Origin of the sequence: Luteibacter sp. dw_328 (assembly GCF_018449605.1) — a bacterium.
In the GTDB taxonomy this organism is placed as follows: domain Bacteria; phylum Pseudomonadota; class Gammaproteobacteria; order Xanthomonadales; family Rhodanobacteraceae; genus Luteibacter.
In genome coordinates this window covers 195,579-218,702 of the sequence record NZ_JAAVUW010000004.1, presented here as the reverse complement: position 1 = coordinate 218,702, position 23,124 = coordinate 195,579, and the positions used below count along the sequence as shown (strand labels likewise).

At 64.1% G+C, this 23,124-nt stretch carries 25 protein-coding genes and 1 pseudogene; 8 read left to right on the top strand and 18 right to left on the bottom strand.

Going from position 1 to position 23,124, the window contains the following annotated elements:
* Positions 1-14 precede the first annotated feature (14 nt).
* The 3 genes from HB634_RS11305 to HB634_RS11295 form a co-directional block, all read right to left on the bottom strand.
* Complete coding sequence (locus HB634_RS11305) at positions 15-467, bottom strand: SUF system Fe-S cluster assembly regulator (protein WP_046965989.1); 453 nt, start codon at positions 465-467, stop codon at positions 15-17.
* 187 nt (positions 468-654) lie between these two features.
* Positions 655-864 (bottom strand): hypothetical protein, encoded by a 210-nt coding sequence (locus HB634_RS11300; RefSeq protein ID WP_213948647.1) that lies wholly within the window; start codon positions 862-864, stop codon positions 655-657.
* 10 nt (positions 865-874) lie between these two features.
* Positions 875-1,657 (bottom strand): VacJ family lipoprotein, encoded by a 783-nt coding sequence (locus HB634_RS11295; protein WP_213948646.1) that lies wholly within the window; start codon positions 1,655-1,657, stop codon positions 875-877.
* A 168-nt stretch (positions 1,658-1,825) separates the two neighbouring features.
* On the opposite strand from HB634_RS11295, the gene HB634_RS11290 reads away from it, so the two are divergent.
* The 4 genes from HB634_RS11290 to HB634_RS11275 all read left to right on the top strand — a co-directional run bounded on the left by HB634_RS11290 (position 1,826) and on the right by HB634_RS11275 (position 5,810).
* Complete coding sequence (locus HB634_RS11290; protein WP_213948645.1) at positions 1,826-2,539, top strand: response regulator; 714 nt, start codon at positions 1,826-1,828, stop codon at positions 2,537-2,539.
* A 98-nt stretch (positions 2,540-2,637) separates the two neighbouring features.
* Positions 2,638-3,897 (top strand): HAMP domain-containing sensor histidine kinase, encoded by a 1,260-nt coding sequence (locus tag HB634_RS11285; RefSeq protein WP_213948644.1) that lies wholly within the window; start codon positions 2,638-2,640, stop codon positions 3,895-3,897.
* Between the two features lie 253 nt (positions 3,898-4,150).
* Positions 4,151-4,489: a P-II family nitrogen regulator gene (locus tag HB634_RS11280; protein WP_046965993.1), complete on the top strand. Its 339-nt coding sequence runs from the start codon at positions 4,151-4,153 to the stop codon at positions 4,487-4,489.
* On the top strand, positions 4,479-5,810 hold the full coding sequence (locus HB634_RS11275) for an ammonium transporter (RefSeq protein WP_213948643.1): 1,332 nt from the start codon (positions 4,479-4,481) through the stop codon (positions 5,808-5,810). The genes HB634_RS11280 and HB634_RS11275 overlap by 11 nt, the downstream gene beginning before the upstream one ends.
* 155 nt (positions 5,811-5,965) lie before the next feature.
* Here the strand turns inward: HB634_RS11275 and HB634_RS11270 are convergent, their stop codons facing one another.
* The 5 genes from HB634_RS11270 to HB634_RS11250 form a co-directional block, all read right to left on the bottom strand.
* Positions 5,966-6,178 carry a hypothetical protein gene (locus HB634_RS11270; protein WP_063572993.1) on the bottom strand — a complete coding sequence of 71 codons (213 nt, stop codon included), beginning with the start codon at positions 6,176-6,178 and terminating at the stop codon, positions 5,966-5,968.
* Between the two features lie 168 nt (positions 6,179-6,346).
* The gene (locus HB634_RS11265; RefSeq protein ID WP_063572992.1) at positions 6,347-7,624 is read right to left on the bottom strand and encodes a nucleotide sugar dehydrogenase; all 1,278 of its coding nucleotides are present in this window, start codon (positions 7,622-7,624) and stop codon (positions 6,347-6,349) included.
* Between the two features lie 78 nt (positions 7,625-7,702).
* Complete coding sequence (locus HB634_RS11260; RefSeq protein WP_063572991.1) at positions 7,703-8,194, bottom strand: RidA family protein; 492 nt, start codon at positions 8,192-8,194, stop codon at positions 7,703-7,705.
* Position 8,195: 1 nt separating this feature from the next.
* A complete protein-coding gene (locus HB634_RS11255) occupies positions 8,196-8,588 on the bottom strand; it encodes a cytochrome c (RefSeq protein ID WP_231873980.1) in 393 nt (130 codons plus the stop codon).
* A 14-nt stretch (positions 8,589-8,602) separates the two neighbouring features.
* The gene (locus HB634_RS11250; protein WP_213948642.1) at positions 8,603-10,204 is read right to left on the bottom strand and encodes a flavin monoamine oxidase family protein; all 1,602 of its coding nucleotides are present in this window, start codon (positions 10,202-10,204) and stop codon (positions 8,603-8,605) included.
* A 151-nt stretch (positions 10,205-10,355) separates the two neighbouring features.
* Between HB634_RS11250 and HB634_RS11245 the strand changes: the two genes are divergently transcribed.
* Entirely contained in the window at positions 10,356-11,369 is a 1,014-nt protein-coding gene (locus HB634_RS11245; protein ID WP_213948641.1) for a phosphotransferase, read from the top strand.
* The gene (gene murU / locus HB634_RS11240; protein ID WP_063573360.1) at positions 11,366-12,052 is read left to right on the top strand and encodes an N-acetylmuramate alpha-1-phosphate uridylyltransferase MurU; all 687 of its coding nucleotides are present in this window, start codon (positions 11,366-11,368) and stop codon (positions 12,050-12,052) included. Before HB634_RS11245 ends, murU begins: the two co-directional genes overlap by 4 nt.
* A gap of 25 nt (positions 12,053-12,077) precedes the next feature.
* On the opposite strand, the gene HB634_RS11235 is transcribed toward murU, so the two are convergent.
* The 5 genes and pseudogenes from HB634_RS11235 to HB634_RS11215 form a co-directional block, all read right to left on the bottom strand.
* Entirely contained in the window at positions 12,078-12,305 is a 228-nt protein-coding gene (locus tag HB634_RS11235) for a hypothetical protein (protein ID WP_046966000.1), read from the bottom strand.
* An 82-nt stretch (positions 12,306-12,387) separates the two neighbouring features.
* Positions 12,388-13,694 (bottom strand): annotated as a pseudogene (locus HB634_RS11230) (sorbosone dehydrogenase family protein); the annotation flags it as partial.
* A gap of 73 nt (positions 13,695-13,767) precedes the next feature.
* Positions 13,768-14,793, bottom strand: a complete 1,026-nt coding sequence (gene motB / locus HB634_RS11225) for a flagellar motor protein MotB (protein WP_063573710.1) — start codon at positions 14,791-14,793, stop codon at positions 13,768-13,770.
* 7 nt (positions 14,794-14,800) lie between these two features.
* Positions 14,801-15,655: a flagellar motor stator protein MotA gene (gene motA, locus HB634_RS11220; RefSeq protein WP_063573709.1), complete on the bottom strand. Its 855-nt coding sequence runs from the start codon at positions 15,653-15,655 to the stop codon at positions 14,801-14,803.
* Positions 15,656-15,736: 81 nt separating this feature from the next.
* Positions 15,737-17,050 carry an ATP-binding protein gene (locus tag HB634_RS11215; protein ID WP_255548505.1) on the bottom strand — a complete coding sequence of 438 codons (1,314 nt, stop codon included), beginning with the start codon at positions 17,048-17,050 and terminating at the stop codon, positions 15,737-15,739.
* Positions 17,051-17,184: 134 nt separating this feature from the next.
* Between HB634_RS11215 and HB634_RS11210 the strand changes: the two genes are divergently transcribed.
* Positions 17,185-17,550, top strand: a complete 366-nt coding sequence (locus HB634_RS11210; protein WP_213948639.1) for a response regulator — start codon at positions 17,185-17,187, stop codon at positions 17,548-17,550.
* 6 nt (positions 17,551-17,556) lie between these two features.
* On the opposite strand, the gene HB634_RS11205 is transcribed toward HB634_RS11210, so the two are convergent.
* Positions 17,557-17,910 (bottom strand): hypothetical protein, encoded by a 354-nt coding sequence (locus HB634_RS11205; RefSeq protein ID WP_213948638.1) that lies wholly within the window; start codon positions 17,908-17,910, stop codon positions 17,557-17,559.
* 199 nt (positions 17,911-18,109) lie between these two features.
* Here HB634_RS11205 and HB634_RS11200 point away from each other — a divergent pair, with 199 nt between their 5' ends.
* Positions 18,110-18,349: a hypothetical protein gene (locus tag HB634_RS11200; protein WP_063570445.1), complete on the top strand. Its 240-nt coding sequence runs from the start codon at positions 18,110-18,112 to the stop codon at positions 18,347-18,349.
* Between the two features lie 110 nt (positions 18,350-18,459).
* Here the strand turns inward: HB634_RS11200 and secF are convergent, their stop codons facing one another.
* The 4 genes from secF to tgt form a co-directional block, all read right to left on the bottom strand.
* Positions 18,460-19,422 carry a protein translocase subunit SecF gene (gene secF, locus HB634_RS11195; protein WP_063570444.1) on the bottom strand — a complete coding sequence of 321 codons (963 nt, stop codon included), beginning with the start codon at positions 19,420-19,422 and terminating at the stop codon, positions 18,460-18,462.
* 10 nt (positions 19,423-19,432) lie between these two features.
* The gene (gene secD, locus HB634_RS11190) at positions 19,433-21,307 is read right to left on the bottom strand and encodes a protein translocase subunit SecD (RefSeq protein WP_063570443.1); all 1,875 of its coding nucleotides are present in this window, start codon (positions 21,305-21,307) and stop codon (positions 19,433-19,435) included.
* 61 nt (positions 21,308-21,368) lie between these two features.
* On the bottom strand, positions 21,369-21,716 hold the full coding sequence (yajC, locus tag HB634_RS11185; protein ID WP_063570442.1) for a preprotein translocase subunit YajC: 348 nt from the start codon (positions 21,714-21,716) through the stop codon (positions 21,369-21,371).
* A 137-nt stretch (positions 21,717-21,853) separates the two neighbouring features.
* The gene (gene tgt / locus HB634_RS11180; RefSeq protein WP_063570441.1) at positions 21,854-22,984 is read right to left on the bottom strand and encodes a tRNA guanosine(34) transglycosylase Tgt; all 1,131 of its coding nucleotides are present in this window, start codon (positions 22,982-22,984) and stop codon (positions 21,854-21,856) included.
* Positions 22,985-23,124 lie beyond the last annotated feature (140 nt).

The window sequence follows — 23,124 nt, the reverse complement described above, 5'->3', positions numbered from 1 at the left end:
GTTTTCACTCTCGTTCATGCATTCGCCTGCGCGACCTGGGTCGCGTCCTTCGCCGGCGCCGTGGGGCGCCCGGCCAGCATCTGGGCCAGGGTCATGGCGCGCAGCACGCCGCCGATAGCCCCGGAAACCGAGCGCCAGCTGTCGCTGACGCCACATTGGGACTGACGATCGCATTGGCCCTGGGCCACGCTGCATTCCGTCATTCCGATGGGTCCTTCCATCGCCTCGACGATGTCGGCGAGGCTGATCGCCTCGGCCGGACGCGCGAGGCGGTAGCCGCCGTTGACCCCACGAAACGATTCCACCAACCCCGCATGGCCGAGCAGCTTGAGCAGCTTCGACACCGTCGGAAGCTCCAGGCGCGCCTCATCGGCGATCTGGGCAGTGCTCAGAACGTCGGCAGGGTGCGCGGCGATGCAGGTCATCACCACGGTCGCGTAATCGGTCAATCGGCTGACACGGAGCATCGGGGAAGGGGCACAGTCAATACCGGACCAAAATGGTACTGTTTTCGGAGCTTCCCCGCAAGGCGCCGGGATATTCCCCGCTCCTGTAGGAGCCGATTCATCGGCGATCGGGTGCTCGCGGCAGCCCGGCCCGCTGCCGCGGGATCGCCGATGAATCGGCTCCTACCGGGCAGAGGGTCGGTGTGGGTCAGGATCCGCGCTCGTGGGCCCGGATGGCGTCGATCATGGCGATAAGACGCGAGGTCTCCCCCGCCTCCACCACGTCCTCCGCCGTCCGAAAGCCCAACTCGGCAATCGGATCCTCCACATACCAGGCCCGGCGCCGAGCCCGGTTCGGCTCCACGTGGCGCGCCGCCGCCATCACCCGGGCGGTGTCACTCAACAGGCGAACGGACATGGCGGCGGTCTCAGGGGTTGACCGGCAGGCCAGTGGCCGCGCGGCCGTCACTCCTGGGCACCGTGGAGTGGACCGAGCCCTCGCGACCGTCTTCGACCAGCGCGATGCGGCGTGCGGCCGCGGCATCGCGCAACGCGGCGTAGTAATCGGGCGACTGCTCCAGCTTGTCGGTGAACGGCAAGGCGCGGGACCGCCCATCGACAATGCCGACCGCCGTGCCCGCGAGCTGGATATCTCCCACGGTGTCAGAGTTGTCGCCGAGCCCGTTCAGTCCCAGCGTCAGGATGCGCCCGAACGTGTCGCGCACGTTCGATGAGCCGAATACCGGCAGCTCGACGGTATGTCCGGGCCCCATGCCCCAGACCCCGAAGGTCTGGCCCAGGTCGTCGCTGTGGTGAGGCATGCCCCAGTGATTGGCGACATCGAAGATCCCGACCACGCCAACCGTGCTGTTCACGATGAAACGGCCAGCGGTATTGAGCGAACGCAGGAAATTGGCCTGGAGGACGTCATTGGCGAAGACCACCGGCTCCTGCAGGTTCTGCGCGAAGTTGCGCACGCCATTGCGCACCGGCTGACCCAGATGGGAGTAACCCCGCGCGACGGGCCGCAGGATCGCGTGGTCCACACCCTCGTTGAAGGCAAACACCTTGCGGTTGATGGGCTCGTCCCGCGCGGCAGGGGTGCCGCTGTCACCCGGCTCGCCTTTCTTGACGCCATGGGAGCAGGCGGACAGCGCCAGCATCGCGATAATCGCCGTGAATTTCGGGGTCGAACACTGGGTGACGGTCATCTTGCTCTCTCGGTTGGGCGGGCTTCGCCTGAGAGTGACGGCCGTTTACGTATAGTGTTTTTCCACCTGGCGTCTGGCCGGACATAGTGTTTCCAGCTGGAAATAAATGACAAAGCGGTGCCCCGACCCGATATAAATAGCGCCACGCACAACGGAATCGGCCCACGCATGCAACGCCTTCTCATCGTGGACGACGACGAGGAAATCCGCTCGCTACTGCAGCGGTTCTTCCATCGGAACGGCTTCGAGACCGACATGGCGGCCTCGGGCAAGGAAATGGATGCCCGGCTCGCGAAGGCGTCCTACGACCTCGTCCTGCTCGACGTGATGCTGCCCGATGAAGACGGCTTCAGTCTTTGCAAGCGCATTCGGGCGGCCGGTCGCATGGCGATCATCATGGTGACCGGCGTCGTCGAGGCGACCGACCGCATCGTCGGTCTGGAGCTCGGCGCGGATGACTACGTGACCAAACCCTTCGATGCGCGCGAACTGCTCGCTCGCGTGCGCGCCGTGCTTCGTCGCAGCGATGGATCGCCAGTGCAGCCAGCACTTGTCAGTCACTCCCCCAAGTTATGCTTCAGCGGCTGGCGGCTCGACATCGTACGGCGAGAGTTGCGCTCTTCCGACTTCACGCTCACACCGCTCTCGGGTGGCGAGTTCGAGCTACTGGTGGCGTTCGCGCAGCACCCGCAGCGCGTGCTTACACGTGAGCAGCTCATCGATATGTCACGTGGCCCGGCTCATGAAGCGTTCGATCGCAGCATCGACGTGCAGGTAAGTCGGTTGCGCCGTAAGATCGAGGAAGACCCCAGCGACCCGGAGATCATCCGCACGGTTCGCAATGTCGGTTACCTGTTCGCTTCCGCCGTGGAACGACAGTGATTCGCCCGCGTCCCTGGGCATCGGACACCATCAGCCGATGGTTCGCCGTCAATATGATCGTTACGATAGCCATTGCGGCAGCGACGAACGCCGCCTTCATGGCCTTCGCCGGCGTATGGGCCAAGCCCGGCCTCGATGAGGTCGGAATCATCGACCAGGCCGTCGCCGTTACCCGCATCCTGGATGAAGCGCCGCCTGCGTGGCGCCCACGACTCGCCGCATCCGCAAAGAACGATGCCTACGCGCCGAGCTGGGTGCCGAACGACGGTGCGCTTCCTTTTCCCATCGCTACATCCACCTACCATAGCGGCAGCGAAAAGGTCCGGACGCTGCTTCAGCAGCCTGGTACGCGAGTGCTTGCCTACGAACCGGGCGACCTGGATCTCCAGGGGCATCCTGAGAAAAACTACGGGCTCGCGATCAGCCTGTCCGATGGATCCTGGGCAATGTTCGTGGCGCCAGAGCGCAGTTGGGGACTAGGTAGGGGCAAGCGCGCGCTCATTACCGGGGGCGTTCTTATTGCGTGCAGCCTGTGCGTCGCCGCCCTGGCCAGCCGGCGGCTTGCTCGCCCCATGGAACGCTTCGCCAGGCAGGCGCAGCGCTTCGGGACCGACGTCAATGCACCACCGGTGGAAGCCACCGGCCCGCTCGAGATCCGTCTCGCCGGCCAGGCATTCAACGAGATGCAGGCCCGGGTTCAGCGCTACGTCGCCGACCGTACCCACATGCTCGCCGCGATCTCGCACGACTTGCGCGCACCGCTCACACGCATGCGCCTGCGCGGCGAGTTCATCGAAGATGAGGAACAGCAGCGGAAGCTGTTCCGCGATGTGGACGAGATGCAGGCGATGGTGAACGCGTCGTTGAATTTTTTTCGCGACGACAGCGAACAGGAAGCTGCCACACGCTTCAACCTGTCGGAGTTGGTCGATACCGTGCTGGATGACTTCCGGGACGCAGGTGACGATGTCGCTTTCCAAACTGGCGAGGCCATTGCTTATGTCGGCCGCCCACTGACGCTGCGCCGTGCGATCGCCAACCTGGTCGACAATGCCATCAAGTACGGCGTGCGTGCTTCCGTCCGCCTCTCGGCAGGCACCGAGTGGGTCGAGATCGTCGTCGATGACGACGGCAGCGGTATACCGACACATCTGCACGAAGATGTCTTTCGGCCGTTCTATCGGGTGGAGACTTCACGCAACCGGCAGACGGGCGGCGTCGGCCTGGGTCTCGCTGCGGCGCGCTCTGCGGTGCGCGGCCACGGCGGCGATATTTTGCTCGAGAGCAGCGTGTCCGGCGGGCTGCGAGTCCGAGTGCGTCTACCAATGGAAAACGGTACGGCAATCAGCCTCCTGTAGGCGCCAATTCATCGGCGATTCCGCGGCAGCGGGCAGGTCGATGCCAGCACCCATTCGCCGATGAATCGGCCCCTGCAGGGTGTGCGATCGCACCGTTATGGGGCTTTTATATCCCGTTTATGGTGCATACCATTCATCTGATGTCCGTCCCTCGGGCGCCATGTCGCACCGCACAAGGGCTGCCGCATCTTGCAACGCTCTGGCACGCATCCTGCTCTTTCCCCTCTAGCCAACCAAAGGGGAACCGCGGCACATGAAGTGGATCAACGCCATCATCAAGCCGTTCACGCTGGACGACGTCCGTGAAGCCCTCGCCGAGGCCGGGGTACAGGGCATGACCGTGACCGAGGTCAAGGGCTTCGGCCGCCAGCACGGGCATACCGAGCTTTATCGTGGCGCCGAGTACGTCGTCGACTTCCTGCCCAAGCTCAAGATCGAGATCGCCGTCACCGACGAGCAACTCGAACGGGCGGTCGAGGCGATCATGAACGCGGCGAAGACCGGGAAGATCGGCGATGGCAAGATCTTCGTCATCGACCTGGAGCAAGCGATCCGGATCCGCACGCAGGAGGTCGACGCCGATGCGCTCTAAGCTCGTACGCACACTCGCCACAGCATCTGCCGCCGCACTGATTCCCTGTAGCGCCTTCGCCCAGGCAGCCACGCCAGCAAAGCTCGATTCCGGCGATACCGCCTGGATGCTCACCGCGACGATGCTCGTCCTGCTGATGACCATCCCGGGACTGGCCCTGTTCTACGGCGGCATGGTCCGCGCGAAGAACCTGCTCTCGGTTCTCATGCAGTGTTTTGCGATTACCGCCCTGGTCACCATCCTCTGGGTGGTCTACGGCTACTCCCTGGCCTTCGACAACACCGGCATGACCGCCGGCACGACCAATCTGCACTCCTTCATCGGCGGCCTCGGCCACGGCATGCTCGCGGGCCTCACGCCCGGCAGCCTCTACCAGACCGTTCCCGAAGCCGTGTTCGTGATGTTCCAGATGACCTTCGCGATCATCACGCCTGCACTGATCGTCGGCGCGATTGCCGAGCGCATGAAGTTCTCGGCACTGCTCGTCTTCACCGCATTGTGGTTCACCCTGGTCTACCTGCCGATCGCGCACATGGTCTGGGGCGGTCCCGGCTCCTTCCTCGGCGACCTCGGCGTGCTCGACTTCGCCGGCGGTACCGTGGTGCACATCAATGCCGGTATCGCGGGTCTGGTCGGTTGCCTCGTCATCGGAAAGCGCCGTGGCTATCCGAACACCGCGATGCCGCCGCACAACCTCGGCTACACGCTGGTCGGCGCCAGCATGCTGTGGCTCGGCTGGTTCGGCTTTAACGCCGGCTCCGCCGTGGCCGCGAACGGCAGTGCCAGCATGGCCATGCTGGTGACGCAGATCGCTACCGCTGCCGCCGCCATCGGCTGGACCGCGATCGAATGGATCACTCATCGTCGGGCCAGCGTGCTCGGCATCGCGTCGGGAGCCGTGGCCGGACTCGTCGCGATCACGCCAGCGGCCGGCACGTGCGGACCGGGTGGCGCACTTGTGCTCGGCTTCGTCGCAGGCTTCGTCTGTTTCTTCAGCGCGACGAGCCTCAAGCGCAAGTTCGGTTACGACGACTCGCTCGATGTCTTCGGCGTGCATGCCATCGCCGGCATCATCGGCGCCCTGCTTACCGGTCCGCTCGCTGCACCCGTGCTCGGCGGCTTCGGCACGGTCACGGATCTCGGCCTGCAGCTTTGGATCCAGTTCAAGGGCGTGTCGTTCACCGTCGTCTACAGCGCCGTGCTCAGCTACGCCATCTTCAAGGGCATCAAGGTCACGATGGGCCTGCGTGTCGACGAAGAGCAGGAGCAGATCGGTCTGGACCTGGCGTTGCACGAGGAGCGTGGTTACAACCTCTCCTGACCGAGCTCATCTCGTGTAGGAGCCGATTCATCGGCGATCGCGCGGCAGCGGGCAAGGTTGTCGCAAGCACCCTTTCGCCGATGAATCGGCTCCCACAGAAAGTGCGTAAAAAAAAGCCGGCTATATGCCGGCTCTTTTTTCATCCGCTCAGCAGATCAGCGATTCACCCAATGGCACTGGCGGGTGGTGTGATAGTGACCGTGATGGTCGGACACGCGCGCGTTGTGGCAGACCTGGTGACGATGGTGCACCGGCGGATGATGGTCGTCGGCGTTGGCGGCCAGCGGTGCCATGAACGCCGCGCCCATCACGAGTAGTGCGAGAACTCGCGAGCGGTTCTGGGTGTTGCTTCCGGCTTTGATAGTCATGCTGGTCTCCTCTGTGGGGAGCACAACGTCGCTGTTCCTGAGAGGTGAGTCAATACTTACGGAAACGGCGCCATGGCGGCATTCAGAAAGGTGCATGAAAGGCGAAGAAGCGCAAGTTTTTACGGTCCTCCGCGAGCAACCTTCGCCGATGAATCGGCTCCCACATTTTTATAATCGGCCGTCCACGCTGTCCTGGGGGAGGACGGATTTTACGTCGTAGACGACGGCGCCCTTCCTGCCGAACCCGCGAATCTTCTGCGGGCCGAAGGCGCGGAATTCATCGTGCGCCACGGCGACGATCACGGCGTCGTACACGCCCTCTTCGATCGCGTCGATCGTGCGTACGCCGTACTCCCGCGAGCACTCTTCGTTGTCCACCCAAGGGTCGTACACATCGACATTCGCCATCGACTTCTTCAGGTCGCGGACAATATCGATCACGCGCGTGTTGCGTAGGTCCGGGCAGTTTTCCTTGAAGGCGAAACCGAGGACGAGTACGCGCGCATCGACGATGTGCAGGCGACGCTCACTCATCAGGCGAATGACACGGTCCGCCACGTAGGTGCCCATGCGGCTGTTGATGCGACGTGCGGCGAGGATCAGCTCCGGGTGGTAGCCGGTGACTTCCGCCTTGTGCGTGAGGTAGTACGGGTCGACGCCGATGCAATGTCCACCGACCAGGCCGGGCCGGAATGGCAGGAAGTTCCACTTCGTGCCGGCCGCCTCGAGCACTTCGCCGGTGTCGATCCCCAACCGGTTGAAGATCAGGGCGAGCTCGTTGACCAGGGCGATGTTGACGTCTCGCTGCACGTTCTCGATGACCTTTGCCGATTCGGCAATGCGGATCGACGATGTCTTGTGCGTGCCTGCACGGATGATCGTGCGATACAGCGCGTCCACGCGATCGGCCGCTTCGGGGGTGGAACCCGAGGTGAGCTTGCGGATGTCCACGACACGACGCGCATGGTCGCCCGGATTGATGCGCTCGGGACTGTAGCCGCAGTGAAAATCCACGTTGAAGACCAGGCCGGAGCCGGCCTCCAGGAGGGGCACGCAGATCTCTTCGGTCGTGCCCGGATAGACCGTGGATTCGAAAATCACCAGGTCGCCATGGCGAATGACCCCACCGAGCATCCGGCAGGCCTTCTCCAGCGGCTCGAGATCCGGCCGCTGTGCCTCGTCGATCGGCGTGGGCACGGTGACGATGTAGACGTTGCGATCGGCAAGATCGGCGATGTCGCCGCTATAGCGCAACCGGGCGGCGGCCGAGAGCGCGTCGCCGGTGACCTCCATCGTATGGTCGTGCCCGGCGCGGAGCTGCTCGAGCCGGGCCGGGTCGATATCGAAGCCAAGCGTATCGAAGTGCCGGCCGAATTCGACCGCGAGCGGCAGTCCGACGTAACCGAGACCGATGATGCCGATCCGTGGATCAGGGGTAAGAGCCATGGGGCGCCCGGGCGTCCAAAAGAAACGAAGCGTACACGCCGGAGCGGTGGCTTAATACCACCGCCCAGGCAGAAGGCCTCACGGGCGGACGGCGGTCACCTCGATCTCGACCAGGAAGTTGGGGCTCGCGAGCCCCGCCACCTGCATCGCAGAGCGAGACGGCAGGTTCGGCTGGGCCGGGGTGCCAAAGAATTGCGTGTAGCCCGCCATGAAGCCGCCGAAGTCCATCTTGCCGCCCTTAGCCGGGTCCCCCACCAGGAAAACCTGCATCTTCACGACATCGCCCAGGGACAGCCCCATGCCCTTGAGCTGCTTGTCGATCGAAGTCAGGACGCCGATGGTCTGGGTGCGGGTGTCGCCATAGGCTTGCGGCGTGTCCTTAGGCGCGGTGGTGTCCGCGACGGGCGGCACGGCGCCACTGAGGAAGACCAGGGTCTTGCCCGCCGGGACTTCCACCGCGGCCGAGATCGGGAAGGTGCTGTTCGGGATCTTGTGGCGAACCACGTCGGCGGCGAAGGCAGGTGCCACGGCCATGAGCAGCAACGGTACGAGGATGACTCTCTTCAACATGTCACATGCCCTCCGAGGGCGGCTTGGCAGGGTGAAACGGTGTGACGTCTTCGGGCTTGAGGGTGTCGGTATAGGCATTGCCGAAGTGCGTGCGGACGTAGTTCACGACGCCGGCGATCTGCGCGTCGGACAAGCCGTTGCCGAACGACGGCATGGCCCCGCGCCCGTTGATCACCATCACGACGGGATAGGCGGCGGAGGCGAGCTTCGGATTATTCGCAAGCGCCGGGTAGTGACCGGCACCGACCGCCCCCTTGCCGTCGGGCATGTGGCAACCCTGGCAGATGTGTGTGAACAGCTGTTCGCCCGTCGCATGCGGAATGTCCTTGTCGGCGATGAAGGCGGGGTCGCTGTTCTGTGCGTGCACCGCGCTCGCGACGAGCCACGCGGACATTATGATCGCGCGCCTCATGAGCGACCTCCCGCGCCGGCGCGCGCATGCAAGGCATCGATCGCCGAAAGCGACGAGAGGATCGCACCCTCCTGCCAGGCCGGCAGGTAGGACGCGTGCTCACCCGCCAGCACGATGCGTCCATCCATCGAACAGATATCCGCATAGTGCTTCGCACGACTCGCGTCGTTCCATCCACCGAAGCAGCCCAGCGTGAACGGCGAACGATGCCAGGCGACGGCCATGCCGTTCTCGAACGACTTCGTGTATTGGGGGTGGATCATCGCTCCCTGCTCGACGCCCTTGCGCACGCGCTCGGCCGGTGTGAGTGACGTGAACTCGAACGCCTCCGTCGAGAACGTGTAGGAACCCAGCAACACGCCCTTCTTCGTGCCGAACCCGTGACTTGGGTACGAAATCATGCCGATCGGAAGGTCGGTGCTGGTGATGCCACCGTAGATGGCCTCGTCCTCCTCCCAGAAGCGACGATCGAACTGCAGGCCGACCTTCGACGACGCCCAATAGGGAACGGCCGAGATCGCCTCGGCCTTGGCCGCCGATACCTGGATCGGGATCTGACTGAGGATGGACAAGGGAATCGTGCACACGCACCAGTCCGCCTTTGCCTGGCGTGGCTGGCCCGCGGACCTCGCGTCCTCATAGGTCACGGTGACGCCGTGCTCGTCCTGGGCGATCGCGGTGACCTTGGCGTTGTAGGTCACGACATGGCCGATGCGTTCGACGAACGCTTTCGAGATCGCATCCATGCCGCCGATCGGCTGCATCAGCGTGGTCTGGTATTCCTGCTGTTCGTTGGTGCCTAGCGAAGCCCATAGTTTCGCGTGCAATACATCGGACAGGCCATTCGGCCGGGAGAACTCGGGTTTACCGTCGGGACCGCCGCCGGCATGTTTGGCAAAGCCGCGGCGCTCGCTGCTGTCGCGGCCTTCGACATAGCGAAACTGCTTGTCGAGGCCACCCAGTTCTCGCAATGCTTCGAGCAGGACTTCGCGATCCTCCTTGCTCACCAGGTCGTCGAGCCGACCCTTGTCACTCGCCTTTGCAAGCAGCTCCGCAACACCGCCGTTGAGATCGGCTTGCACTTCGCGCAGCCGTTGCGGCTTACCGCCGTACGCGCTGACACTATGCAGGTAGGCATTGTGATTGACCTGCACGAAGGGCTCGAGCGGAATGCCGAACTGGCGGCAGTAATCGAGCACGCCGTGATGGTGGTAAGGAATACGCCATGGCCCTGGGTTGAAGTACAGGCCCTTGTCGAACGCGCACACCTGCTTGTGTCCACCCAGCTCGGTGTACTCATCGCCACCGCGGAGTGTCCAGTTGCGACCACCTGCGCGAGCGTTGTACTCGAGCACCTGGACCTTGTAGCCCGCCTTGCCCAGCTCGTAGGCAGCGACCAGGCCAGCCAGACCGGCACCGAGGATGAGAACCGTGCCGCGCCCCGTGCCCTGCAAAGGACCCGACCGACGGTACGGCGATTCCGCGGCAAAGCCAAGGTTGTTCATCGCCTGGTACATCAAGGCGCCACCGCCTGCGACGCCGATCATGCGCAGTAAATCGCGACGCGTCATGGACGCGGACTTACAGTCGTCTTCCATCCACCCACCCCCGATAGCGGCCCCGTGCAACCAAGATAACCACACGTTGCATTGCACAACAACCGCCCCATCACTACGCACCAAACGGGTGCTATGACAGGCTCACGCAAACGTTCTAAGCTCGCGGATAGCCCCGTTTCGCAGAGCCCGCATGACCACCCTCGAAGACCGCTCAGCCGCCCGCCTCGCGTGGGCGCGCCACGTCACCGGCCAGCACGAACTCCTGCTGGAAAGTGCCTCGGCCGATGCCAGCTTCCGTAGCTACTGGCGCGGCTATGTCGATGGCCAGCCGGTGATCGTCATGGACTCGCCGCCGGACAAGGAAGATCCTGCGCCCTGGGTCGCCATCGGCAAGCGACTGGCGGATGCCGGCCTGCACGTACCGACGGTGATGGTCGCGGACCTGCAGCAAGGGTTCCTGCTCATCGAAGATCTCGGCACGCGTACGTACCTCCCGGAACTGGACGATCACACGGTCGACGCCTTGTACGGCGATGCACTCGACGCCCTGCTCCGCATGCAGATGCACGTAAGCACCGAAGGGCTACCCGCCTTCGATCACGCCTGGCAGACCATGGAAATGGAAATCATGCCGGCATGGTTGCTGGAGAGGCATCTTGGCGTGACGCTGGAATGTGGCGAGTGGGACATCGTCGAGAACGCGTTCACCGCCATCATGCACGCCATCGCCGAGCAGCCACGCGCCTTCATGCATCGCGACTTCCACAGTCGCAACCTGCTGGTGACCACGGAGCGCTCGCCCGGCGTGATCGACTTCCAGGGCGCCATGTCGGGACCGCTCACCTACGACCTCGCCTCGCTGCTTCGCGACGCGTATATCGTCTGGGACAACGAGCGGGTGGAAGGCTGGGTGGAGGCCTACCGCCTGCGCCTGCTCGATGCCCACCTGCTCGAGGAGAAGGTGGATGCCGATCGTTTCCGCCGCTGGTTCGATCTCACCGGCCTGCAGCGCCATATCAAGATCCTGGGGTTGTTCTGCCGGCTGTGCTATCGCGATGGCAAGCCCGGTTACCTCGACGACCTGCCCCGCGTCTTGCGCTACGTGCTGGATACCGCCCGCCGGCATGCCGACGTCGCGCCGTTGGCGGACCTGATCGAAACGAAGATCGGCCAGCGCGACATCCGCGTCCCGGTGAAGGCATGAGGCATGCGCTGATCCTCGCCGCCGGACTCGGCGAGCGCATGCGTCCGCTCACCACGCATACGCCAAAACCGCTTCTCGAGGTGCTTGGCAAGCCACTGATCGTGCATCACATCGAAAAGCTCGCTGCCGCCGACGTGCGTTACATCGTCATCAACACCTCGCACCTCGCGGACCAGTTCCCCAGCGTGCTGGGCGACGGCTCGCGGTGGGGCGTGCGACTCCGGTATTCCTACGAGGGCCCGACCCCGCTGGAAACCGGCGGCGGCATGCACAACGCCCTGCCCCTGCTTGGCCCGGAGCCCTTCATCGTCGTGAGCGCCGATATCTGGAGCGACATCGACTACACCGCGCTACCCCGTGAGCCCGAGGGCGTCGCTCACCTGGTCATGGTCGAGAATCCCGATTTCCACCCGGGCGGCGACTTCGCGCTGAAGGATGGACGGCTATACGAGGGAGACGGGCCGACCGGCGCGGAGCGCCTGACTTTCGGCAACGTTGGCGTTTACCGGCGCGAGATCGTCGAGGACGAAGTCGCGGGGCGCTTCAAGCTGCTGCCGATGTACCAGCGCGCCATCGCGGCGGGCCGGCTTTCCGGTGAAAAGTACAGCGATTTCTGGCGCAACGTCGGGACACCAGCGCAGCTCGACGAACTGCGAGAAAACCTGGACTCCCGACGCGCGTGATCAGACGTGCTTAATCAGATCAGGCTTACTGGATCGTTTCGGTGCTCAGTGCACGCAGGCGCTCATGACCCATGGCGAACGCTTCGTTGAATGCACTGGTGATATCGTCGAAATCGTTGGTACCGGTGTTGGTTTCGATCTCTTCGCCGACGTGATCCAGGATCCGGTAACTCGACCGGTAAACCTGTCCACCGCCGTCGTCGTGATACTTAACCGCCTTGGCCACCACTCTGAACTTACTGTGATTTTCCATTGCGCTTTTCCTTCCCCTGTACCCCGATACTGACCGGGGAAGGTGACGGTTGCAAGTGACCCGCATTTCGGGATGAAACGGGCGGCGCGACACGCCAGATGGCGTTGCCGACGTCGTCCGCGACCAGTAGTGCGCCACGCCCGTCGATGGCTACGCCAACCGGGCGGCCATAGGCTTCTCCCTCGGCGCCGAGGAAGCCGGAGAGGACGTCTTCGGGCATGCCAGATGGACGTCCATCCGTGATGGAACGAAGACGACCTTGTAGCCACTGAAGGGGCGCCGGTTCCATGAACCATGCTGCCCGATAAAGGCGCCGTTGACGTAGTGCGACGGCAATACACCCCCACCGGCGTAGAAGGCCAGGCCCAGCGACGCGGTATGCGCCCCGAGCGCGTAATCGGGAACGATGGCCTTGCCGACCATGTCGGGCCGCGGAGGAACGACCCGCGAATCGACGTGGTTGCCGTACCAGCTATACGGCCAGCCGTAGAACCCCCCTTCCTTCACCGCCGTCATGTAGTCGGGAACGAGGTCGCTGCCCAGTTCATCGCGTTCATTGACAGCGACCCAGAGCGCCTTGCTTTGCGGCTGCCAGCCCATGCCGTTCGGGTTACGCAGTCCCGAGGCGAAGACGCGCGAGGCGCCGGTGGCCGGATCGATTTCGAGGATGCCGGCGCGGCGGTCTTCAGCCGGCATGCCGTTCTCGGCGGCGTTGCTGTTCGATCCGACCGTCACATAGAGCGTCTTGCCGTCCGGGCTCGCAATGACGTTCTTTGTCCAATGGTGATTGATCTGACCCGCAGGGAGATCGGCGATCCTGACGCCCGGCCCCGTGATCGCGGTGGCGCCTTCGCTGTAGTGAAAGCGCAAGAGGGCGTCGCTGTCCGCCACGTAGAAATCGTTGCCAACGAGGACCATGCCGAAGGGCGAGTGCAGGCCGGTAAGGAAGACCGTGCGCGTTTCGGCGACGCCATCGCCGTCGGTGTCGCGCAGCAGCGTGATCCGGTTCGCGCTCGGTGTCACCGACCCGGCACGCTTCATCGCCTTGCCCTGGACCCAACCACGGATGCCCTTGCTGTCGTCCGGCTTGGGCGGCGCATTGGTTTCGGCGACCAGTACGTCACCGTTGGGCAGCACGTAGATCCACCGTGGATGATCCAGGCCACGGGCGAATGCCGTCACGGCAAGCCCACTGGCGGGCGTCGGCGTCGTTCCTGCCGGCCATCCCTTCGCATCGGCAATATGCAGCGTGGGAATCAGTCGCTTGTCCGGCGTTGGCAAGGTCGGTTTCGGACCCATGCCCGCTTCGCCCGGCAGCCTTGCACTCTCTGTACACGCGCCGAGCGCGGTGGTCAGGGCGGCCAAGGTCATCAGGCAGGCACAACGCATCGGAAGGTCCCTCGTCGGTCAAGTGACGAGTGGACGCCTCACCCCGGTTGCTGCACGTGAAGGTCCGTGCCGGTCAGCCGCCTGGCGTGCCTTCCGCGGCCACCGGCATGGCGCTGCCGACCGCCGATGCCGAGGTGCCGGCCGGTGCGTCAGGCGCGCCGCCGCTCACATGCTCGGCTTCCGCCGAATGCAGCGTCGGCACGGCCGGGAGCGTTTTTGCCTCGTCCGCGACTTCCGTCGACAAGGCGGCCCTCGCCGCCTCGTTCGTCATCACCACGATGCTGATGCGGCGATTGATCGCCGAGGACGGATCGGTCTTGTCGAACGGCACCGACGCCGCCAGGCCCACCACGCGGGCGACCTTGTCCGGCTGCATGCCACCCTCGGTGAGCGTACGGCGCGCGGCATTCGCGCGGTCAGCGGAGAGCTCCCAGTTACCGTAGGCGCTGTCTGCGCGAATGTACGGCGCGTTATCCGTATGGCCAGAGATGCTGATCTTGTTCGGCACCTGGTTCACGAAGCCCGCCAGCTCGTGAAGGATCTGCACGGTGTAGGGCTTGAGGGCGCCGCTGCCGGTGTCGAACATCGGACGGTTCTGCTTGTCGACGATCTGGATGCGCAGGCCTTCCGACGTGATGTCGATCAGCAACTGGTCCTTGTACGGCGCCATGGCCTGGCTCTTGGCGATCGCCTCGGTCAGGTCTTTCATCAGCTGCTCGAGACGACGCTTCTCCTTTTCCTTGGCCAGCTTGTCGATGTCCGACCCACTCGGCTTGGCGAAGGCCTGGTTGTCGCCCGGCCCCTTGGGCAGGTCCATTGCACCACCGAGCTTGATCATGCTGGTGCTGGCACCGCCCGGCCCCATCTTGCCCGAGGGCGCCATGGTCGACTGGCCCTGGGTCATGCTCGGGTTCTTGAAGTATTCGGAGATCGCCGCGCGCTGCTGCTTGGTGCCGGCGCCGACCAGCCACATGACCAGGAAGAACGCCATCATGGCCGTGACGAAGTCGGCGTAGGCCACCTTCCAAACGCCGCCGTGGTGCGCGTGAGCACCCCGTTTCTTCTTGCGGACGATGATGACTTGCTTCAGGTCACTCATCGGGGACTTACCGCGCGCTCTTCAGATGCGCTTCGAGGTCCTGGAAACTCGGCCGCGTGGTGGTCTGCAGCGATTTGCGGGCGAATTCGACCGAGACCATCGGGTTGTATCCGCGCAGGTTGGCCAGCAGACCCACCTTCACGCACTCGAAGGCACGGCCATCCGTACTCACACGCGCCTCCATCGCCGCCGACAGCGGACCGACGAAGCCGTAGGAAAGAAGGATGCCGAGGAACGTGCCCACCAGCGCGCCAGCGATGTGCTCGCCGATCACCGCGGCATCGCCATCGATGGATTTCATCGTGATGACGATGCCCAGCACCGCCGCGACGATACCAAAGCCCGGCAGCGCGTCCGCCATCTTCTGCACGGCCAGGGCCGGTGCCATCGCCTCGTGGTGATGCGTTTCCAGCTCGACATCGAGCAGCTGTTCGAGCTCGTGGGGATCCATGCTGCCGCCAACGATGAGGCGCAGACAGTCCGTGACGAAGTCGATGAGGTGGTGCTCCGCGATCAGGCGCGGGTAGGCGGAGAACAGGCTGCTGTTGGCCGGGTCCTCGATGTGGGATTCCATGCCCAGCTGCCCTTCCTTACGCATCTTGGTGAAGATGTCGTACAGCAGGGACAGCAGGTCGATGTAGTCCTGCTTGCGGTAACGCGGGCCCTTGAACAGGCCGATGGCGTCACGGCCAGCACTCTTCACGATGTCGATCGAATTGGCGCTGACGAACGCACCCACGGCGGCGCCGAAGATGATCAGCAGTTCGTACGGCTGCCAGAGGGCGCCGATCGAACCGTGCGAGAGCACATAGCCGCCAAGCACCGAGACCAGGACGACGATAAAACCAATGATGACCAACATGACGTGCTTCCTTCCCAGTCGTCTTTCTTATCGGCCGCCATGGCTAAAAATTGAGGAACTTCGTCACGTTTTCTGAACGATTCACTCCGGCAACTCGAGCGGTTCGGGATAGCGCGGAAACACGAGCCGGATGCGGGTGCCGACGCCGGCCTCGCTCTCGATCTCGATGCCGCCACCGGCCTGCGCCACCGTCCCGTAGACCTGGGCCAGACCCAGGCCCGAGCCGCCTTCCTTGGTCGTGAAGTACGGCTCGAACAAGCGCTGACGGACGTCCTCCGCCATGCCTCCGCCCGTATCCGTCACACTGACGAAAATCTGTCGGGTGGCGGCGCGCTCGCGCATAACCTCGCCCGTGGACCCGCCGCCCATGCGCTCACCGACCTCGATCACTATCTTGCCCATCCCCTCCATGGCATCCCGGGCGTTGAGGCAGACATTCATGAGGGCCTGTTCGAAACCGTGACGGTCGAGCCATACGGGTAGCGGCCCGGGCTGGCGATAGACCTCGATGGCGATACGCCCACTCATTCCATGACGCGCAAAATCCGCGAATCCTTCCACGATGTCGCCCAGATCGAAGGGTTCGGGACGGGCCTGCTGGTTCCGGGCGAAGGCAAGCAACCGCCGGGTCAACGCCGTGGCGTGCCGGGCGCCTTCGACGGCGTAGGTGAGCATGCGCCGGTGCCGCGGTGCGAGTTCGTCCACATCGTCCTGCAGACCCGACAGGCTCACGATCACCGTTTGCAGCATGTTGTTGAAGTCGTGGGCGATACCGCTGACCAGCTGGCCGATCGCCTGCTGCTTCTGGGCCTGACGCGCACTGGCCTCCGCAAGGTCCCGCCCCCGCTGGGCCATCGCCAGTTGCTCGCTGACACCCGCCAGCGAACTTTCCGCTTGCCGCCGGGCGCCGTGTTCGGCTTCCAGCCGCTCGAGCAGGCTGCCGTACTGTGTCGTGGCGCTGGCCGACCGGGCGACCGACTCGTTCAATCGGTCCTGCAGGAGCTCGTTGATCGCCTCGAGCGCCGCCTGCAGGGCGACCCGCTCGGTGACGTCGCGACTGATCACGATGAAGTGATCGAGGGTGTCGTTGCAGACGACGGGGGCCACCATGACTTCCCACCAGCGGGACGTGCCCACCGAGGTGCGCCGGGCGCTGACGAAGTCCACTCGCTCCCCGGCTGCCGCGCGATCGAGCGCCCGCGCAACCATGTCGCGTGCCTCCACGGGCCAGAGATCCAGCCACCGAGTGCCCAGCAAGTGATCGACGCCTTCCGGCGCCAGCGCCGCGCAGCCAAGACCGGCCACGAAGCGGATGACCCCTTCTCGGTCGAGCTCTTTCATGCAATCGGCGGAGGCCTCGACAAACTGCCTGTACCGCCCGTCCCCAGTGCTCATGGCGCGCCCGCCTTCCCCTAGCCGTGTGCCGTGATATGACGCACCGCGGCACGGCTTCGTGTCAAGGCATATCTGTCACGTCGCCCGCACGACAGCAAGCGGAGAGTGCCGGCCATCGCCCCAAGGGATTGCCCATGACCGCCGCCGGACATGTACTTGTCGTGGAAGACGACCCCAACGTACTCGACATCACCAGCTACATGCTGGAGCGGGAGGGGTATGAGGTGCTTACTGCCATGAACGCCAATGCGGCGCTGACTGTCCTCGCCGCGCATCCGGAGGTGGGCCTTGTGCTCACCGACGTGAACATGCCGGGGGAGATGGATGGCATCGATCTTGTGCGGGAACTGCACCGGCGGGGAAACCCGGTGATCTGCGTGGTCGTTTCAGGGGATGCAGCTCAAGCCACGGGCAGGCTGGGCACACTGGCCGCCTTCCTGGCCAAACCCTACGACCGCCGCAGCCTGCTGAAGGCGGTGGGCGACGCCATGCCGCACTGACCGGGGTCAGGCGCCCCTGTGATGGTGGTCGTCTTCGTCTTCGTCTAGGTCTTCGTCGTCCGACTCGTCGCCCAGCGGCTCACCCGGCAACGCACCTTCGAGCTTGTCGTCGTCGAAGCCGGTCTCGTCCTCGGCAAACACCGGCGCGCCCTCATCATCCACTTCCAGCACCAGACCTAGCGCCTTCTCCGCCGCCGCCCGTGCGCTGTCCTCGTCGCGGAAGCTGCGCTGATCGTAGACGGTGAAATAGCTGGGGAAGCCCTTGGCCACCGGATGCGATGACAGCAGCGCCTTGAAGCGGGAGCCGTCCTGGGTGGCGCTGCTGCGCAGGGTGAAGCCTGGAAATTCGCGTTCTGCCATGGGTGAAACCTCATCGGGGGTGGAAATTCTAGCCCAGCCGGGACCTTGGGGGCTTTACCTGAGAAAACGTGACACGGATCACACCCATGGTTCAGCCGATGGGCACTTGCCCCACAAGTTCTTGTAGGGTATTTCCTACATCAAGCGGCCTCACACAGCATTCACGACGACCGCGAAACAGGGGCAACAGGGGCACCACATGAACGTCATCACCACTACGTCGCCTTCCCGGCGTCTGGCGTGGACCGTATCCGCCGTCCTCGCGATTGCCGGCCTCATCGGCCTGGCGCTCGCGCCCAGGGTCGCCGCCGCGATTCCCAGGACAGCGATACAGATGGTCTACGCATGGCTTTGCGCGTCACTCGTAGGCTCCGCCTACGTCGTGCTGACGCTCGCCAACGACACGGAAGGCGCTATCGAGGACAGGGACGAATTCTGATCTCAGGGACGGGGTGTGACAAACAAAGAAGCCCGCCAGAAATGGCGGGCTTCTTTGTTTGACCTTGTGGGGATTGACCCTGTGGGGATTGACCTGTGGGGGCCGCCGACTTACGGACGACGCTCCAGCTCCGGATCTTCCTTGCTGCGCGGCATGAGATCCTTCTTCGACACGCCGAGCCACAGCAGGATCGGGCTGGCGATGAAGATGGAGGACAGCGTGCCGACCAGGATGCCGATGAGCATGGTGATCGCGAAGCCGTGAACCACCGGGCCGCCGATGAAGAACAGCGCCGCCATGGTGATACCGGTGAACAGCGAGGTGATGATCGTTCGCGACAGCGTGCTGTTGATCGAACGGTTGAGCACCTCTTCCGGCGTCGCATTACGGCTGGCGCGGAACAGTTCGCGGACACGGTCGAACACGACCACCTTGTCGTTGATCGAGTAACCGACCACGGCGAGCACCGAGGCAAGCACGGTCAGGTCGAAATCGCGCTGGGTGATCGCGAAGATGCCCAGGGTGACCAGGACGTCATGGATCTCGGTGGCCAGCGCCGCGACGGCAAAACGCCACTCGAAGCGGAGCCACAGGTAACCCATGATGCCGATGATGACGAAGGCCACGGCGACCACGCCGTCGCTGCGCAGCTCTTCACCGACCTGCGGGCCGACGAACGAGCGGCTCTTCTGGATCACGTCGGGACGCGAGACCTTGAGCGCGGCGATGACATCGCCCGCGACCTTGGCGGCGGCTTCGTCGCCGGTCAGGGAGACCGAGTTCTTGTCGTCCTTCGGCTGCATGCGGATGGTGTAGTCACGCGTGCCGCCAACGGCCTGGACCAGCGGATTCTCGAGGCCGGATTTCTCCAGCGCCGAGCGAACGTCCGCCGGATCGATCGGGGCCTGGTATTCCACCTCGACGGCTACGCCGCCGACGAAGTCCTGGCCGTAGTTGAAGCCCTTGGTGAGGATCAGGCTGATCGAGCCGACCATCAGCAGGATGCCGAGGCCGATGCTGAAACGACGCAGGCCGAGGAAGTTGAAGTTCGAATTGTGGTTGAAGATTTCCATGGCTTCCTCCTCAGACCGACAGGGTCTTGAGCTTGCGGCCGCCGTGGATCAGCGCGGTGATGGCGTGCGTGACCGTCACCGACGTGAACATCGACGTGAGGATACCGATGAAAAGCGTGACACCGAAGCCCTTGATCGGACCCGAGCCCATGGTCATCAGGCCGAGCGCGGCGAGCAGGTGGGTCACGTTGGCGTCGAGAATCGTCGCCCAGGCCTTGTCGTAGCCGGTGCGGATCGCAGCCAGCGGCGAGGAGCCGTTACGCAGTTCTTCGCGGATGCGCTCGCAGATCAGCACGTTGGCGTCGATCGCCATACCGAGGGTCAGCACGATACCCGCGATGCCCGGCATGGTCAGGGTGACGTGGATCATCGACATGACCGCGATGAGCAGCACCAGGTTGAAGAACAGCGCGATGTCGGCGACGAGACCGAACAGCTTGTAGTAGATCGCCGCGGCCACCAGCACCAGCCCGAGGCCGAGCATCACCGCCTTGAAGCCCTTGTCGATGTTGTCCGCGCCAAGGCTGGGACCGATCACGCTCTCACCGACGATGTCGATCGGCACCGCGAGCGAACCGCCGCGAAGCAGCAGGGCCAGTTCCGAAGCTTCCGAATCGCTGGGCAGGCCGTTGGTCGAGAACTGCTTGCCGAACGGCGAGCTGATGTTCGCGTAGTTGATCACCTCTTCGGTGATCTTCGGCGTCTTCACTTCCTTGCCGTCGACCATCTTCGTTTCAGTGGTGCGCGTGATGTAGAGCACCGCCATCGGCTTGCCGACATTGCCGTTGGTGAAGTCCTGCATCTTGCGCGCGCCGGAGCTGTTCAGCGAGACGCTTACGTTGGGCGTGCCGTTGGTCTGGTCGCGACCGGAAACGGCCGAGGTGAGCTCGTCGCCCGTAGCGATGATGGTCTTGCTCAGCAGGTACGGACGGCCGTCACGACCGTAGTACAGCTTGGCATCCGGCGGTACGCTACCCGAGCGGGCGGCGTCGGCAGCCTGCGGCGGCGTGTACAGGCCGGCGCGGTACTGCAGCGTGGCCACGGCACCGATGATCTTCTTCGCCTCGGCGGTGTCCTGCACGCCGGCGAGTTCCACCACGATCTGGTTGGCGCCCTGCTGCTGGATCAGCGGCTCGGACACGCCCAGGGCGTTAACGCGCTGGCGCAGCGTGGTGAGGTTCTGCGTGATCATGCTCTGCGACAGCTCGCGCAGCTTGGCCGGCTTGATCACCGCATTGAGGATGAAACGATTGCCCGTGGCCTCACCGTCGGTCGTCGTGAGTTCCGGGTAGTCGGTAGCGATGAGGGCAGCCGCCGCCTGGCGGTCGGCGTCTGTACGCAGCACCACACTGACGCCCTGGCCGCGCGCATTGCGATTGACGGCGTCGTAGGACACCTTCTTCTCGCGCAGCAATGCCCGGATGTCATCGGTGTAGCGCGTTTCCTGCGCATCGATCACCGCGCCCTGATCCACTTCCATCAGGAAGTGCACGCCACCCTGAAGGTCCAGGCCGAGCGGCATCGAGAAGGCATTGATCGACTGCAGCCAGGTCGGCACGGTCGAGGCCTGGTTGAGCGCCACCGTGTAGCTCTCGCCCAGGGTGGTGCGCAGAGCGTCCGCCGCCTTGGTCTGCGCATCCGCCGTGGCGAAGCGTGCCAGCAGGCGGCTGGTTTTCGCATCGACGTCGATCACCGTGGCCGGCGTTTTCGCCGTGGCGAGGATGTCCTCGACCTTGGTTTTCAGTGCCGCATCGACCGTCGCGCCGCGGTTACCCGAGATCTGTACCGCCGGCTGGGCCGGGAAGACGTTCGGCAACGCGTAAACGATGCCGAGCAGCAACACGATCACGACCAGCGCGTACTTCCAGCGTGGAAAATCACTCATGCCTTGCCATTCCATGAAAAGCGGCCACAAGCGGCCGCGGCTGACGCCATTGAGACGAAGCTCAGGACTTTTTGAGGCTGCCCTTCGGCAGGACCTGGGTGATCGAACCCTTCTGCACCTGAACAACGGTGCCCGGGGCGATCTCCACGCGAACGAAGGACTCGCCCACGTCTTCGATGCGGCCGGCAAGACCGCCGCCCATCACCACTTCGTCGCCCTTGGCGAGCGCGGACAGCAGGTTCCGATGCTCTTTCTGGCGCTTCATCTGCGGGCGAATCATCATGAAATAGAAGATGCCGAACAGCACCGCCATCATGATCAGCGGCGAGAGGCCGAGTGCCCCACCCTGGGTGGCCCCGGCAGCGGGAGCGGTGGCCTGTGCAATGGCGGCGAAGGTCGGAAGGCTCATCGTCAATTCTCGCAAGTCATGGAACAGCCACGGAAAAGCGGCTGCTCACGTAAAAAGATCGTGGATTATGCCACGCACCCCGGTGCTTATGTACGGCGCCCCGCCAAGGCTTGGGGGCGCCGGAGAGCACCCGCAAGTCAGCCGTCGACTTCGGCCTTGCGCCGCGCGGCGTAGAAGTCAGCGACGAAGTCGTCCAGCGTGCCAGCCTCGATCGCGCCGCGAAGGCCAGCCATCAGGCGCTGGTAGTGGCGCAGGTTGTGCATCGTAGCCAGCTGGCTGCCGAGGATTTCGTTGCAGCGATCCAGATGGCGCAGATAGGCCCGGCTGAAGCCGTTGGCGCAGGCGTAACAGTCGCAATCTTCCTCGATAACGCGCGTATCCATGGAGAACTTCGCGTTACGTATGCGTAACGTGCCCTCCCGAGTGAACAGGAATCCATTGCGGGCGTTACGCGTCGGCATCACGCAGTCGAACATGTCGACACCGCGGCGCACGGCCTCGACGATGTCCTCCGGACGGCCCACACCCATGAGGTAACGCGGCCGGTCCTTCGGCAGGACGTGCAGCGTGAGGTCGAGGGTGTGGTTGCGCTCTGCCTCCGGCTCACCCACGGCGAGACCACCCACGGCATAGCCGTCGAAGCCGATCTCGATCAGCCGCTCGGCCGACCGGTGGCGCAGGTTTTCATACGTGCTGCCCTGGACGATGCCGAACAGGGCATTCGGATTCTTCAGGTCGTCGAAGGCCTGACGTGATCTTTCGGCCCAGCGCAGGCTGAGCTCCATCGAATCGGAAGCGACCTTCTCGGTGGCCGGGTAAGGCGTGCATTCGTCGAAGATCATGGCCACGTCCGAATCCAGCACCTTCTGGATCCGCATGGACTCCTCGGGCGAAAGGAACACCTTCGAGCCGTCCACGGGAGAGGCGAATGTGACGCCTTCTTCGGTGATCTTGCGCTTATGTGCCAGCGAAAAGACCTGAAAGCCACCGGAATCGGTAAGGATCGGCTTGTCCCAGCCGATGAACTTATGCAGGCCGCCGAATTCGCCGACGATCTCCAGGCCCGGGCGCAGGAACAAGTGGAAGGTGTTGCCGAGGATGATCTCCGCGCCGGTGTCGAGCACGTCGCGGGGGGTCATGGCCTTGACGGAACCGTAGGTGCCCACCGGCATGAACGCCGGGGTTTCCACGGTGCCGCGGCCGAATCGGAGACGGCCACGCCGGGCCGCGCCATCGGTGGCGAGGAGGTCGAAAGGGAGCTGGGTCATCCGCCCATTCTAACGTTCCCGCCGCGCTCCTGCCCGGGCGCCTACAACCAATGGCCTACTCCCCGGGATGCCTGTGGGGGCGTAGGGTCGGGCGTGCATGGAATGCACACGCCGTCGACCATCCGGGCGCGGCGAGGAAT